Annotated in this window: 13 protein-coding genes; 6 read left to right on the top strand and 7 right to left on the bottom strand. The window is 36.4% G+C overall.

Going from position 1 to position 15,798, the window contains the following annotated elements:
• Positions 1-642 (top strand): glutamate ligase domain-containing protein (locus ACJROP_RS09980; protein WP_406535320.1); only part of this gene is annotated, 642 nt, incomplete at its 5' end.
• A gap of 124 nt (positions 643-766) precedes the next feature.
• The gene (locus tag ACJROP_RS09975; protein WP_406535319.1) at positions 767-3,088 is read left to right on the top strand and encodes a DEAD/DEAH box helicase; all 2,322 of its coding nucleotides are present in this window, start codon (positions 767-769) and stop codon (positions 3,086-3,088) included.
• On the opposite strand, the gene ACJROP_RS09970 is transcribed toward ACJROP_RS09975, so the two are convergent.
• From ACJROP_RS09970 to hisS, 4 genes are read right to left on the bottom strand one after another with little or no spacing between them, the layout of a single operon-like run.
• Positions 3,085-3,834 carry a sugar phosphate isomerase/epimerase family protein gene (locus ACJROP_RS09970; RefSeq protein ID WP_406535318.1) on the bottom strand — a complete coding sequence of 250 codons (750 nt, stop codon included), beginning with the start codon at positions 3,832-3,834 and terminating at the stop codon, positions 3,085-3,087. The two genes, ACJROP_RS09975 and ACJROP_RS09970, sit on opposite strands and share 4 nt — an antisense overlap.
• A gap of 1 nt (position 3,835) precedes the next feature.
• Entirely contained in the window at positions 3,836-5,680 is a 1,845-nt protein-coding gene (locus ACJROP_RS09965; RefSeq protein WP_406535317.1) for a PINc/VapC family ATPase, read from the bottom strand.
• A 1-nt stretch (position 5,681) separates the two neighbouring features.
• Positions 5,682-6,089 (bottom strand): phosphoribosyl-AMP cyclohydrolase, encoded by a 408-nt coding sequence (hisI, locus tag ACJROP_RS09960; RefSeq protein WP_406535316.1) that lies wholly within the window; start codon positions 6,087-6,089, stop codon positions 5,682-5,684.
• A 2-nt stretch (positions 6,090-6,091) separates the two neighbouring features.
• The gene (gene hisS, locus ACJROP_RS09955) at positions 6,092-7,387 is read right to left on the bottom strand and encodes a histidine--tRNA ligase (RefSeq protein WP_406535315.1); all 1,296 of its coding nucleotides are present in this window, start codon (positions 7,385-7,387) and stop codon (positions 6,092-6,094) included.
• A gap of 85 nt (positions 7,388-7,472) precedes the next feature.
• Between hisS and ACJROP_RS09950 the strand changes: the two genes are divergently transcribed.
• The gene (locus ACJROP_RS09950; protein ID WP_406535314.1) at positions 7,473-8,321 is read left to right on the top strand and encodes a shikimate dehydrogenase; all 849 of its coding nucleotides are present in this window, start codon (positions 7,473-7,475) and stop codon (positions 8,319-8,321) included.
• Positions 8,322-8,328: 7 nt separating this feature from the next.
• Positions 8,329-9,015 (top strand): ATPase, encoded by a 687-nt coding sequence (locus tag ACJROP_RS09945; RefSeq protein ID WP_406535313.1) that lies wholly within the window; start codon positions 8,329-8,331, stop codon positions 9,013-9,015.
• Here ACJROP_RS09945 and ACJROP_RS09940 read toward each other — a convergent pair.
• Entirely contained in the window at positions 8,998-10,527 is a 1,530-nt protein-coding gene (locus ACJROP_RS09940; RefSeq protein WP_406535312.1) for a replication factor C large subunit, read from the bottom strand. The two genes, ACJROP_RS09945 and ACJROP_RS09940, sit on opposite strands and share 18 nt — an antisense overlap.
• Before the next feature lie 9 nt (positions 10,528-10,536).
• Positions 10,537-11,484: a replication factor C small subunit gene (locus tag ACJROP_RS09935; RefSeq protein WP_406535311.1), complete on the bottom strand. Its 948-nt coding sequence runs from the start codon at positions 11,482-11,484 to the stop codon at positions 10,537-10,539.
• A gap of 152 nt (positions 11,485-11,636) precedes the next feature.
• Here ACJROP_RS09935 and ACJROP_RS09930 point away from each other — a divergent pair, with 152 nt between their 5' ends.
• Together ACJROP_RS09930 and ACJROP_RS09925 are read left to right on the top strand one after the other, a co-directional pair.
• Entirely contained in the window at positions 11,637-12,596 is a 960-nt protein-coding gene (locus ACJROP_RS09930; RefSeq protein WP_406535310.1) for a zinc metalloprotease HtpX, read from the top strand.
• An 8-nt stretch (positions 12,597-12,604) separates the two neighbouring features.
• Complete coding sequence (locus ACJROP_RS09925) at positions 12,605-13,336, top strand: tRNA (adenine-N1)-methyltransferase (RefSeq protein ID WP_406535309.1); 732 nt, start codon at positions 12,605-12,607, stop codon at positions 13,334-13,336.
• A 58-nt stretch (positions 13,337-13,394) separates the two neighbouring features.
• Here ACJROP_RS09925 and leuS read toward each other — a convergent pair.
• Positions 13,395-15,798, bottom strand: a 2,404-nt coding sequence (gene leuS, locus ACJROP_RS09920) for a leucine--tRNA ligase (RefSeq protein WP_406535308.1), incomplete at its 5' end; no start/stop codon positions are given.

Below are 15,798 nucleotides of genomic sequence, written 5' to 3'. Positions count from 1 at the left end.
GATTATGTTGCAACAAACATTGATTTGCCTAACAGAACTTTTGATTTGCACACTCCAACTGAAAAATTAACAGTTAAAATGGGCATTGATGGACTCCATAATGTTTACAACTTAACTGGAGTTATCATTGCAGCTCATGTATTCTTGGATTTGCCTTATGATAAGATTTTACCTTCAATTGCAAGCTTCACAGGTGTAAGCGGAAGAATGGAAGAAGTGGGCAAAGTCAAAGGCAAGGACATTTATGTTGATTATGCTCACAATCCTGCAGGTGTAGAAACTGTTTTAAAAGAATTTAAAAAATTATTCGGTGATTTTACAACTGTTATCACTGTTTCATCAGAATCCGGTTATATTGGAGACCTTGATATCTTCAATAGTGTTTTAAAATTCTCAAAATTCATTGTTCCGGCATCTGTTGCATCACAAAAGATAGCAGTTGAAAAGCTTAAAGCCAACCCTGAATTGAATGACAGAATCTTTTTAAACCATGTAGATGACTTTGTAAAGACAGGAACTCTCGGCGCTTCAGAAGAGGAAGTTAAAGATGGTTTAAGAAAAGCTTTAAATCTGGACTGTGAAATGGTAATAGCCATTGGAGAGGCAGCTACCAAGTTCAAATCCGTTGTTTTTGAATTATGATGATTTAGGCTTTAATCTTTATTTTTTTAATGTTTATAGAATGGGTTTTCATTTTGCTAATTTAGATTACTTTTCAAATGCTCTCTTATAAGATTTATAAGTAGTAATTTACAAAATTTCTAGTATGGCTAGCTATATAAATCATCCTCTATTAAAAAAAGATGCAATCGAATCAAGATTGTACCAACAGATTTTAGCGGGGGATGTATTAAAAAAAGGAAATACTATGGTTGTTGCACCTACAGCATTGGGTAAGACAATTGTGGCTATTTTGGTTGCTGCCGATAGGTTACATAAGGTAAAAAATTCCAAGGTACTTGTTTTAGCTCCTTCAAAACCATTGGCAATCCAACATGAAGCTAGTTTCAAAGAATTCATCACTCTTCCATGCACATCAATTACGGGTGCAATCAAGCCGGAAGATAGGGTGACAAGATGGGAAGAATCAAGAATTGTTTGTGCAACACCCCAAACGGTCGAATCAGACTTGCTAAACGGCCGTTATGATTTAAGCAGCGTTTCATTGATCGTATTTGATGAATGCCACCATGGTGTTGGATCATATTCTTATGTGTACTTGGCTTCCCGTTATGTTCAGGAATCCAAATTCAATTTGATTTTGGGCCTTACAGCATCACCCGGTTCCGACAAGTTTAAAATCAAAGAGGTTTGCGAAAACTTATACATCCAAAACATAGTTGTCAAAACAGAGGATGACCCTGATGTAAAGCCTTACTTTAATCCAGTCGAAATTGAATGGGTTAGAGTCAAGATGAGCAGCGAACTTGAAAAAATCAAGAAATACATAGATAAATCTTTGAAAGTGAGACTTAAGGCATTAAAGAATATGGGCATTATCAAAACGGTATCTGTTGGTAAAGTTGACATTTTAAAGGCTAGGGGAAGGGTTCAAGGAGAAATTGCAAGAAGCACCAATCCAAATAAGGATTTGTTCCAGGCAATTTCTATACTAAGTGCTGTTATCAATATTCAGCATGCTCAAGAGTTGATTGAAACTCAAGGTGTTCAAACTTTCAATAAATATGTTGCAAGGCTTCGCAAAAAGCAAACCAAGGCGGCAAAATCATTGATGATGGATGATAATTTTGGCAGAGCGGTTAAACTTGCAAGAAATGCTGAAAAAAACGGATGGGAACATCCAAAGCTTAGAGAAATCACTAAAATTCTCAAAAAGGAATTGGGTGCTGGAGATGGTCAAACCAAACTTAAAACCACTCGTTTCGATGATAAAAGTGATGAGCATTCATCAAAAATAATGGTGTTTACGCAATATAGGGATACTCTTGAGATGATTCATCAAAAGCTTGAAAAAGAAGGAATCAAATCAGCCAAATTCTTTGGCCAGGCATCAAAAGATGGTGAAAAGGGACTCACTCAGAAAGAACAGAAAGCTATTATTAAAGCATTTAAAATGGGCGAATATGACGTTTTGCTTTCAACCAGTGTGGCTGAAGAGGGTATTGATATTCCAGCTGTTGATTTGGTTGTTCTATATGAACCTGTTCCATCTGAAGTTCGCATGATTCAAAGGCGAGGCAGAACTGGCCGTAAGAGAACTGGTCGTGTAAAGGTTTTGGTAACTAATGGAACAAGGGATGAGGCCTATTTCTGGTCATCAATTAGAAAAGAAGACCGCATGAAAAATCAACTTATAGATCCAGAAGTGTTGGAGGAATTGAATGCCTCAGCAATTGAAAGAATGGAAAACGAAAAAAATGTTAAGGTTATTGAAAGGCCTAAAAAAGAAAATAACTTCCCAGTAGTCTATGCTGATTCGCGTGAAGGCAATTCAAAGGTCATTCGCCATTTAACAGAAATGGAAATTGATGTTAAAGTTCAATCAATGGCGGTTGCAGACTATCAGGTTAGCGATGAAGTGGCTATTGAGAGAAAAACCACCAAAGATTTTGTTGAATCATTGATTGACAAAAGATTATTCAAACAAGCTCGTGAACTATCGGAAGAATTTAAACGACCATTGATGATTTTAGAAGGTGATGACTTATATGGAGGCATGGTCAATCCAAATGCTATTAGAGGGGCTTTGGCATCAATTGCAATTGATTTTAGAATAAGCATTATACCTACCAGGAACGCTCAGGATACTGCAGCTATGATTAAAAGGATTGCCGTTAGGGAACAGAATGGTGAAAGAACTCCAATTCAAATCAGAACAGATAAGAAACCAGTGAGTTTGCTTGAACAACAGCTATTCATTGTCGAGTCTTTACCTAATATTGGCCCTGTCAATGCTAAGAATTTACTGGAGCATTTTGGGTCTGTAGCCAATATATTAAATGCTTCCACAGTTGAACTTCAGGAAGTTGATGGTATTGGTTTAAAAACAGCTCAAGATATTAGGCATGTGTTAGATTCCAAATATCTTTATTTTAAAAAAGAAATTAAAGAAAAAAGACTTCTTTAGAAGTTTTTTTTCATGTATTCATAACTCTTTTTAATAGAATCGAAATCATTTACTTCAATGATATAGATGCCATCATAATTATTTCTCTCTAAATTATTGACTATGCAATTTAAATCAATAGAGCCTTCACCTAAAGCGAGGTGTGCATCATCATCACCAAAATTATCATGGATATGTATGTGTTTAATTGAATCAAAATACATTTCATCTGCAGGATATCCCGCATGCTTTGCATGGCCGATGTCTAGGGTCATGTACATGTCATAACTTGTGAGAAGTTCATGCAAGTCATTCAAGTTGCAGTAAATCATGGCATCGAATGTAGGCATATTTTCAATAGTTGTCAATACTCCCAAATCTTTCCCGTATTCTCCAATTTCTTTTATGGCATCATTTGCAGCTTCATAAACATCATCTAAAAAGTATTTTTTAGCCAAAAAAGAAGCCAGTCCTGGATGAACAACAACGGTTTCTGCATTTATTTTGTTTGCAAAATCAATTGAGTGTTTAATTTGCTCAATTGAGTTTAATCTACTTTTCTCTTGCAAGGTTGCAATATTAACATCCATAAATGGCGAATGTATGGAATATTTTAAATTATAGCTTTCAAGCAATTCAACATCAATATTTTCCGTTGGAAATTGATGCACCAATTCAGCATAATCAAGACCTAAATCTTCAATAAATTCTAAAGTAGTTTCTAAATCATATTCTATTCCAGCAAGTGTGGATGCTCCGAGTTTCATATTATCCCTTCTTCACGGCTGTAATTTTCAAACCCAATTCAATTGCTTCAATAATAAAGTCTGATAATTCAATTCCTTTTTTAAGCTTTATTTCACCTTTTTTAGAGGTGGTTGCAGTAAGCAAGTATTCATCCTCAATATAAACATCAAAATTTTGTCTTCCATTATCCTTTCCAAGTTCTAGAATTAGTTGTTTTTTGGTATGTGTTATGTCAATTTCAAAAGGAGTCCTGTTAATTGGTTTTTCTTCAATCACTTCAACTCCCAAACTTATTCCAACTTTTTCTTCTATCTCAGCAATGCGTTTACCGTTTTTGCCGATGATTTTAGGAACAAGGTCTTCTGGAATGTATATATTTGCTCTTTCAGGAGAAATGACTTCAACTTCGACTTTAGCCTTTTTAGGAAGAATCTTTTTGATTTTTCTTAAAATCTCTTCTTCTGCAATCTTATCAACTGATGATTTATGGGATTCATCTTGGGAGGATCCATTGACTAAATCTATATCCATGACAATGGTCTGCTCACCGTAAGTGTAAATTTCATTTTTGAGTTCACCGGTTTCAAAGTCCCTTACTTCAATAACGGGCCTTGCAAGATCTGCCTCTTTCATCCCAGTTGGAACCTTAACGGTCATTTTTGTCTCATAGACACTTGTAACTTTCCCATTTTCAATGTAAATGCTTGTATCTACAATAGATGGAATGACACCGAGCTCAACCCTTGAGGCAATTCTTTGGATTGCATCAATTGGGCGAGTCGCATGAACAACTCCAATCATTCCAACACCCGCTAATCTCATATCTGCAAAGATGTTGAAGTCAGTATTTTTTCTAAGTTCATCATAAATTGTGTAATCTGGCCTTACAAGCAATAGAACATCAGCGGTATTTTCCATGCTTCCTTCCAAAGGTGCATACTGTGTAATTTCATCCGGAAGCTGCAAGTCTCTTGGAGATTCCATTGTCTTTACAACTTTGTTTAACTTTGATGAATAGTATTTGGCAATGGCTTGCACGAATGTGGATTTACCCGCACCCGGCGAACCTGAAATCAATATTCCTTCAGCGCTGGTTCTAATCCTGTTCAATAATTTTTCTGATAAGTGATATTCATCTAGACTTATGTTTGCGACTGGCCTTACAATTGTAATTTCCAGCGCTTCTGAAAATGGAGGATATGCAATTGAAATTCTATATTCTCTTGATTGAACGACAAACGAACCTTCCTTTTCACTTTCCAAATATGTTTTCGGATCACTTTTTGCCTTATCAAGGATTTCGTCAACAATCTCTTTCAGTTCTTTGTATGAATAGCGCTTTTCATTCAATACAACAAAATCTATATGTCCTGGTGTTCCCTTCTTGGCCATTGGAACTACGTTTTCCTTTAAATGTATGGACATTGTATTCTCATCAAAGAACTTTTCAATTGAAAGTGGTTTTTCCACATATTTCTGTTCATAAAAGTAAACGGGAATTCCTTGAGCTTTTGCTGTTTCAGCTTGAACCTTATCATTTGTAAGAAGTGTTCCCATTTCACTTCTCGCCAAATCTCTGATAATGCTGTCTATCTCTCCGCTTTTGGCATATCGGATGTCATAATTGGTTGGTCTTTTTCCTTTAAAGGTGACAGATAATTCTCCTTCATATTGCAATTCCTGCAATTTTTGAAGTTCTTTAAGACCTCTGTGTCCTTCAGACCTATTGTCATTAGCTTGGTGTTCAAGTTCACATACAACAGCTTCAGGCACAATAATTTCAGGATAATCCCAGTTTTCCTTCTCAATCAATTCGCTGATTGCACCTATAATTACTGCACTGGTATCGGGTATTATGCATTTCATTTTAATACACGTCTTCTGGGTTTACTAGTCTTTCCAAGATGATTTCCAAGTCATCCTCTTTTAAATCGTCAATGTCAATTTCATTTTCTGTGTTGATTTTTCTAAAGAAGCATGAAAGATAACCTTCATGGCAAGCCGCACCCTCTTGTTTGATTTTTAAAACGATTGCATCCATGTCACAGTCGACAAGAATTTCCTGAACTTCCTGGAAATGTCCTGAGCTTTCTCCTTTAAGCCATAACTTGTTTCTTGAAGTGCTCCAGTAGTGGGCCTTTCCTGTTTCAATCGTTTTGATAAGGGCTTCCTTGTTCATGTTGGCCAGCATTAATATCTGGTTGGTGTCGGCATCTTGAGCAATTGCGGTTATGACTTTAACGCCATTAATTTCATGCCTGAAATTGATTTCCATAATTATTCTCCTTTAATGTATTCTACAATATTGTCAATATCAACCAATTCTTGATTACCGCTTTCCATGTCTTTGATGGTGATTTTGCCTTCTTCTAAGTCTCTAGCACCGATAATTGCTATTTTTGGAACTTTTATTCTGTTAGCGTAATCAATTAATTTTCTGAATTTTTTGCCATTCAAATCAACATCTGCCTTAATGCCATTTTTTCTTAGAAGTTGGGTTATTTCATAAGCTTTTGGGCGAACGTCATCTGAAATTGGAGCTATATAAATGTCTAAATGAGGGGGCAATTCTTCTTTATCGGTTAACTCTTCAATTGCATTCATCAATCTGTCAAATCCAAGCGCAAATCCAGTTGATTCTACTTCTTGGCCTCCAAATACTTTAACTAAGCTGTATGATCCTCCACCACAGATTTGTTTTTGAGCACCAAGTTCCGGAACATAAATCTCAAACACGATTCCTGTGTAGTAATCAAGTCCTCTTGCAACACCAAGGTTTAATGTATAATTTTCAACATCAAACGCTTCTAAAAGAGTAATCAATTCTTTTAACTCTTCTAAAGCTTTTTTTGGCTCATCATAAGGAGCAATTAACTCTTCAACATCACTGATAATTGATTTATCTCCAACAAGGTCAATTAATTTTAAAAGAATTTGATTTAGTTCATCATTGTCAATTACAGGTTCGTCTCCACTCAATGATTCTATAAGTAAATCTTTATCTCCTTTATCGATTACAACCATTATCTCCCTTTGGGTTTCATCTGAAATTTCAAAGTGTTCGAATAGTCCTCTAATTATTCCCAAGTGGTTTATGTTAACATCTGCAGTTGTAATTCCAAGGCCATTAATTGCATCGCTACAAAGCGCAATTACTTCAGCTTCACCTTGGGGAGTTTTAGCACCAATCAATTCGCAGCCAAATTGCCAAAATTGTCTGAATCTTCCTTTTTGAGGTCTTTCGTATCTAAAACAGCTTCCATAGTAGTATAACTTAATAGGTTTCACGGCTGTTTTTTCAAGTTCGTTTAGGTATAATCTTGCAACTGGAGCGGTGATTTCAGGTCTTAAGGTTAATTCCCTATCGGATTTGTCCTTAAAATTGTATAATTGGTCTACAATTTCCTCTCCAGATTTGGTTGTAAATAATTTTAATTCTTCAAATAAAGGTGTTTTGATTTCTTGATAACCATAACTTTCAAATATTTTTCTTAAGGTACTTTCAGCCTGTTTTCTTTCTCTCATTTCTTCAAATAAGAAATCTCTTGTACCTCTTGGTCTTGTAAATTCCATTTTTACTCTCCTATTATAAGATATATTATAATTTAAATTTGTATCTGCAAAGTTATATAATCTTTGTTAATCAATTAAATATTATATGAAAATTAAAGGTAGTACAAATATTGTAGGTTTAATAGGCCATCCTGTGGAACATAGCTTTTCACCACCAATGCACAATGCTGCATTCAAGGCTTTGGGAATGGACTATGCTTATGTTGCATTTGATGTCAATCCATCCGATTTAAAATCTGCGGTTTGCGGAGCCGATGCATTGAATATAAAAGGATTCAATGTAACAATTCCCCACAAAATCGAAGTAATGAAATATTTAAATGAATTGGATGAGGTCGCCCAGTTAATCGGTGCAGTAAATACAATCGACTTTAAAAACTTGAAAGGATACAATACCGATGGAATTGGTGCAATCAAAGCTATTGAAGAAGTCACTAGTGTAAATGATAAAAAAGTAGTGGTTGCAGGTGCTGGCGGAGCATCAAGAGCGATATCATTTTATCTTGCAAAATACGGTGTCGAATCATTGACAGTGCTGAATAGGAATGTAGATAAGGCTCAAAGTTTGGCTAGTGACGTTTTGGGTTCCGATTTAATCGGCAATGTTGGCGCTGATTCAATTTCTGAAATCAACACTTACCTAAAGGATGCGGACATTCTGGTTGACACAACCCCTTTGGGAATGGATCCCCACATTGATGATGAACCGATAGCCAAAGCCGAGGATATGCATGAGGATTTGGTCGTGTTTGATGCAGTTTACAATCCTAACGAAACCGTACTTTTAAAAGAAGCCATTAGGGCAGGCGCAAAACCGGTTTATGGAATCAAAATGCTGCTTTATCAGGGGGCGGAAAGCTTTAAAATATGGACTGGTGTTGATGCTCCAATAGACGTGATGGAGAAGGCTTTGAGAGATACGCTTGATTTGTAGTGGTTATATGGATTTAATGTTTAACGTTTCAGGATTAACAGAAAAAGAGGAATTTACAACATCTAAAAAAGATGTGTTAAAGTACTTGAAAATCATAGGTGTTGATAGTCGCTTTATTTCATATACTCCCCAAAAAATCTACATTAACAATTTAAGATTTTCAAAGTTTTCAAGGACCCGAGAAGCTACCTTTAACAAGCAATATCCTGAAATTGAAGTTGTAAGAAACAAACTATTCCAGAAAATATGCTCCAAATCCTCAAAGGTATTGTCATTAGAGATTAAACCTAATTCTCGTATCCTAATGCCTGAAGACAATTTCATAATTGAATTGATAATGGAGCCTTATACTCGCAAATATGGCGTTAATCTAGTCTATGAGGGGGATTATGATTACAAAGTAAATCCTTTGATTTTGGACGATGAGGTTAATGATATTTTTGAAGGTATCTTTAAGGGTGAAGGTCTGAATTTCACTCGAAGGGATGATGAAATCTATCCGTTGATTAATGTTTCACTTGATTGGATTAACTCATTTTTAGAAATGGACGGTCAGAATATTATGGAAAGTGAAAACAAGGATGATTTGGCAAATTCATTTTCAGAATTTTTAGAGGATGTCGCACCCCAATATAGGGAAAATGTTGTAAAGGCAGCCGAGTATATTGAAAAAAAATTAGAAACTGAAGAGTGAAACCTGTTTGTCAGTTTTCTTTTTCTCTTTTTTCTCTTCAACTTTTTCTTCTTCATAATAAACTTCTGCTTCTTCAATGATTTCTTCTTCTGGTTCTTTAACAACCTCTTCTTGAGGTTCTTCTTCAACGACTTGAGTTTCAATGCCTGGAATTTCAAATGGAAGTTCGTTTTCACTTCTTTCTTCTATAATCTCTTCTGGAACAACATTTATCATTTGATTTTTGAGCTCTTCAGCACGTTTGTCACGTTCTTCGACTCTCATCTGCTCTTTTTGTTTTTCCATTTTTTTGACAACTTTTGCAGGAATCTTTTTAGATCTAAATCTTTTGATTTCATTCTCTTCAAGACCCAAGAAGTCAGATATTTCCCAAGCAAGTTCATCGTTTTTAAACATTATTTCAAGGTAAGGAAACATTGAAATTGCAATTGAATGTGAGATATGCATTTTTTTGGACATTTTTTCAGCAATTTCATCTCTCAAGTTTCTTTTGCCTCTGTTACGAGCCATCAAACCAAATATTGTTGGTGTTTGTATTTTTGTGAATTTTTTGTAGGTTTCATGTTTGGAGCTGCTTACTCCAATTCCCATGAAGTCTGTTGCATATTTCCAGTAACCATAGTTTCTGCTGGTTTGGGTTCTTCCGAAGTATATGTCGGCTTTTGAAATGTAGTCATAAGCCTTTTTGATTTCATCCTTTTTCTTATACTCCCTTGGAATGTTTTCTGCAACATATTCCATAACAAGTGTCGGGTCCTCTTCAATCCAGAGAGCCTCTTTAACATGTGCAGGAGTCTTACTTTTCAAGACACTAGTAATGGCATTGAATATGTCAGAACGTGAGTCTTTAGTGATTACATTTTCAACATCCTTGGCTTCTAACACATGGTCTTTGTCAGCCAGTGCCTGTAATGTGTTGATGGCTGACCTGACGTCACCTTGTGATTTTACTGCAATCTCTTTCAAGGCAGCAGGTGAAACTTCAACTCCTTCACTGACGGATATTTTTCTCAAAAGTGCAGAAATTGAGTTCCATCGTGATTTTTTCATTTTTAGAACTTCGCATTTTGTTTTGATGGATGTTAATTTTTTTGAATAGAAATCATTGGCTATTAAAATCATAGGATGTTTTGAGGTTTTGATTATCTCTCCAATTGCCTTAACTCCTCCACGGTCATTTGTTCCGTGAATACCATCCACTTCATCGAAAATAATCAATTTGTACTCATCGCCAAACAATGATCTTGAAGATGATGACTCACCGATAGTGCTTTTAATAACATCTTGGGAACGCTTGTCACTAGCATTTAGTTCAATGTATTCTGAAAACTCTTTTGCAATGATTTGTGCCAAGGTTGTTTTTCCAATTCCTGGCGGTCCAACTAAAAGCAATGGTTTTTGAGGGCGTCCACCTTTCCAATTTTTAACCCAATCTTGGATTATCTTTATCTCTTTTTTATTACCGACCACTTCATCAAGGCTTTGCGGTCGATATTTATCAGTCCATAACATTTCTATACCTTATAAAAATTGGGTGAGCAATGCTTCAAGCTGTATTCTTGGATTAGCTCCTTCTCTAATTCTGAAATCACACTCAGCTATTGCTTCAATTAAATCCATGTAGATGCTTGCGTCCATTTTTCCTTCAATAACTCTTTTAGAAACGTCCTGATAGATTTGGGTTACCATGTCCTCTCCACTGGTTCCCTGTAAAACCATTGTTTCTCTTAAAATATTACGGGCCTTCATAAAGTCTCCCATCAATGCACTGTTTATCATGTTTCCAATGTCTTGCGGTTTTGCTTTTGAAATGACTTCATAAATTGCGTCTTCAGTTATTGTCTCGCCTTCTGAAGCGGCAGCCTGAAGGACATTAACTGCTTTTCTCATATCCCCTTCAGCGAAGTAAACGATTGTTTCAAGACCAGCATCATCTGCTTCAAATCCTTCGCTTTCACAGATGAATTGCAGACGTTCCTTGATTTCTTCACCTTTGATAGGGGCGAATCTGAATATGGCGCATCTTGATTGGATTGGATCGATAATTTTTGATGAATAATTACATGAAAGTATAAATGAAGCGGTTTTGGTATACATTTCCATTTCACGACGAAGTGCATGCTGAGCGTCTTTTGTCATGTTATCCACTTCGTCTAGAAAGACTATTCTAAATGGAGCACCAACGGGTTTCAATCTGCAGAAATTCTTGATGTCATTTCTGACAGTATCGATTCCCCTTGCATCTGAAGCGTTCAATTCCAAAAAGTTTTGTCTCCAGTATTCGCCTAGTATGGATTTTACTAAAGCCAAGGCTGTGGTTGTTTTACCGACACCTGCAGGACCTGTAAACATTAAGTTAGGCATGCTTCCTTCGCCTACATATTTTTCAAGTCTTGAAACGATTTGCTTTTGTCCTACAATGTCTTCTAGTGTTTGTGGTCTATATTTTTCTACCCATGGTCCGCTCATTTAATCACCGTTTTATTATAGTAACATTTATGTACTTTGTTGTTAAATTATTTTTTGCTTAACTTTTAAAATATATGAAATTAAATTAATATATAGTTAAAGTGAGCATTTGAAAACTAATGTTTACTAAAAAAATTTAAGGTGTTAAAAAAATGAAAGGCACATGGAAACTTAAATTAAGAATGTGGATTACTTCCATTTTAATGTTTACAACTGTTTATATACTTGTCATGCTTGCAGGAACATATTTAGGCGTCGGCAGCTATATGGTGTGGATGGCTGCAAGTTTAATAATCGTATTTTTACAGTATTGGTTTGGACCATCACTGGTTAAACGTTCAATGAACGTAAGGCCATTGTCTGAAGCCGAAGCTCCTCAAATCCATAAGATGGTGGCTGAACTTGCACAGGAAGCAGGAATTCCAAAGCCTGAAGTTGGATTGTCTGAAGTTGATATTCCAAATGCATTTGCATACGGAAGATCAAAAAGAAGCGGCCATATTGCAATAACCCGTCCTATTTTAGGATTGCTCGACCAAGATGAGTTAAGAGCAGTAATCGGTCATGAAATGGGCCATATCAAGCATAATGACATGATTGTAACTACTATTGTAAGCGTTATTCCAATGATTTGTTATTATGTTGCATTATCTTTCATGTTTTCAGGAGATAGGGACAACGGAGGAACTATCCTCATCGGAATTTTAGGTTATGTATTCTACTTAATCGGCCAACTGTTGGTGTTGTTCATTTCAAGAACAAGGGAATACTATGCCGATGAAGCCAGTGTGGAGTTCGGAAACAGGCCTGCAGCCTTGGTATCTGCATTATATAAATTGTCTTATGGTGCTGCCAGAGCCAATAAAGAAACAATTGCTGATTTAAATACAAACAGAGCATTCTTTGTAAATGACATTAACAATGCAAAAAATGATATTGTCGACTTTAGGCAAATTGACTTTGACGGCGATGGAAGGATATCTGATGAAGAGCTAAAAAGGCTTGTCAGCTCTGATGTTAAAATATCCAAGAAAAACGGAATCATGGAATTGTTGTCCACTCACCCGGATTCCTTAAAAAGAGTAAAAAGATTAGGAGAACTTGAATATTAGGTGTAATTATGAAGATGATTTTAGATGAACGTGGCAAAAAGTATATTTTAAAACCTGGAGAAGAATTTCAAAGCGATTTGGGAATTGTTAAGGCAGATGTTTTGGATAATGCCGAAATTGGCGATGAAGTGAAAAGCCATCTTGACCACACATTTAAAATCGTAAAACCTAATATCAATGACTTCATTGACTTGATGGACCGTAGATGTTCAATTCTTCTTAAAAAGGATATCGGATTGGTGTTGGCTCACACAGGTTTGGGTGCAGGCGCACGCGTAGTCGATGCAGGAACCGGTGCCGGAGCCATTGCACTTAATTTCGGAAATGTTGTCGGGCAGGATGGTCAGGTATTTACTTATGAAATCCGTGAAGACTTTGCCGAAGTGGCCAAGAAAAACATTGACAACTTTGGAATCACCAATATTGAGGTCAAAAATCAAAATATCAAGGATGGAATCGATGAGGACAACATCGATTTGATCTTTTTGGACTTGCCGAAGCCATTTGAGATATTTGAAGAGGTAATGGAATCCTTAAATGTTGGAGGATGGCTTGCAGTATATGCCCCTTACATTGACCAGGCTGAAATTTCATATAGAATCGCTAAAAAATTAGGGTTTTATGACATTGAAATAATTGAAATTTTAGAAAGGGGTCTGGAGGTCAGAACTCAAGGAGTGAGACCAAAGACTCGCATGGTTGGTCATAGCGGATATTTGGTATTCGCAAGAAAATTATAGCTATTTATAGCTATTTTACTATTTTTTTTAAAAAAATAAAAAGAGTTGGAATAGAAATCTATTCCATGAATATTGCTGGTTTGTAAGGCATTGCATTTTTTGCCTTATTTTGTGGGTCGTATGAATCATCGGTGTGAATAATAACTTCATTGCCACATTCCTCTTTGATGTAGTCAAGCGCATCAGTCAAAATTTCCTCTTCGTTGATTTTACCGATGTATCTTGTTTTGGTTATTTCCTTACCGATTTTTTTAGCTACCATAGCTATTTCCTTTTTGTCATCGTAGATGTTGGCTCCAATAGCTCTGCCCATAATTTGGCCAATATCCGGTTTTCCAACCTCATCAGCTATTTTATACAAGTCCCATTTCCAGTCAGGAGCAAGGTAAATGTGGATTTTATCAACTTCGTCTCCAACCATCTGTTTGATGTGTGCAATATCCTTGATGATATTTTCAACAAGCTCTTCTGATTTTTCGATTTCCACACTTACGAGTTCTTCTGAATATTCAGGCCAGCTTGCTTCGCTCACGAATCCTTCTCCACCATAAGTTGCCCATAACTCTTCTGAAGTGTGTGGTGTGAATGGTGCTAAAAGCCTGATCCAAGCTTCAAGGACAGTTGATAAGACATAGATTACTGCAGGGTCTTGATTATCAATGATATGTTTTACCCTGTACAGGTAGTGATCAACATCTTTTTTAAGCAAGAATAGAGATTCCTGTAAAGCTTGTCTTGTTTGGAAGACTTCTAAAGCTTCAGTTGATTTTTTAATGTGTTCGTTGAGCTGACTAATCATCCATAAATCGATTGTACGGGTGAGTTCGACTTCTTCGATGTTGCTTAAATCGAGAGGTGAGCCTTTTATATCTTCAATTCTTGCTGCAAATTCTCTAAACCATTCAAGTCTTCTTTTGGTTCCGAGAACTTCTTTTTCTCTCCAATCAAAGTCTTGCCATGGTTCAGCTGAAGCCATCAAGAATAGCCTTACGACATCAGCGGTGTAGTCGTTGATTGCATCTTTAAGTAAGATTACGTTACCTTTTGAGGAGGACATCTTGTTTCCTTCCAAAAGACCCATACCGAACACTACAGTTCCTTTCGGCCATTTGTCTTTAGGATAGATTGCACTGTGAGCGAACATTAAAAAGCTTAAGTGGTTTCCAACAAGGTCTTTTGCGGATAGCCTCCAGTCAAGCGGATACCAGTAGTTGAATTCGTCCTGGATTTCTTGAACTTTTTCAGCAGGAACGGTAATTTCACCGGAATCCTTGTTTAGCAATACCTTATCAAAGAATGCAAGGTTCAAATCATCCGGATTCATGTCTCTTAAGTATTTGGCAATTGTATAATAGGACATGTAGATTGTAGAGTCGGTTAATGGTTCAATCAACCATTGGTTGTCCCAAGGAAGTCTGGTTCCAAGACCTACTTTTCTGGAACATGCCCAGTCATCCAGCCAGTTAATGTAATAATCGAAATTGTTTTTCAATTCTTTAGGAATGATTGTTTCGCCTTCAAGGACTTTTAAGGTTTTTTCGGTCCATTCTTCGTTTCCGTATTTCATGAACCATTGGTCATCCATGATTTTAACGACACAATTGTTACCGCATCTGCACACGACCGGCCTTTCAGCAAAGTCATACATGATTGTCGCCATATTTTCGCCGATTAATTTTTCTTTCAACTCTTCACGGGCAAAGCGGACTTTCATGCCTCCAAAATCAGGTATGGATTCTATGATGGTACCTTTACTGTGTTGCTGTTTGTATAATTCATTGGTAGCTTCGTGTAGTTTTTCATCGTTTTGATCAGTAATTCCAAGCCTTTCAATGATGTCTGCTGCAGGAATTTCTCCATAGCCTTTAAGGGTACAGACTGGAATCGGTTGAACATTTTCAACAATGCCTTCCAGGTTGTATTTTGCTATCAGTTCATCGTTTTTCTTTAAGTCCTGAAGTGCAATGTAGTCTGCAGGTGCATCAGCAGGTTCTGAGAAAACGACCCCACTTCCGTAGGATGCGCTTACAAAGCTTGCAGGGAAGATTGGGATTTCATTTCCTAAAAATGGATTTGTAGCCATTTTACCAATCAAATCGTTAGGGTCAATTTCTTCGATTATATCTAAATCTTTTATCTGATTTTTTAAATTATAGTGAGCTTCTTTTGTAATTACCCATTTTTCGCCTTCAGCATTGACTAAAACGTATTCCACATCAGGATTTAGCCAAATGTTTGTTGCACCGACGATAGTTTCAGGCCTTAAGGTTGCAGTAACAAGAATCTTGTCTTCTATCGGGAATTTTAAAAGTGTCAATTCGTTAACTCCAACACCTTCACCTTCAAGCAAGTCGTGGTCTCCGACAGGGTTGTCACAGTTTGGACAGTATTTTACAGGGTGTTCTCCCTTTTCGACTAATCCCTTGTCATGCAAGGTTGTAATTTGCCATTCGATGAATTTT

This window comes from Methanobrevibacter sp. (assembly GCF_045220775.1).
Lineage (GTDB): Archaea > Methanobacteriota > Methanobacteria > Methanobacteriales > Methanobacteriaceae > Methanocatella.
The sequence above is the reverse complement of the archived record's forward strand: the minus strand, read 5'-3'. Positions and strand labels throughout refer to the sequence as shown.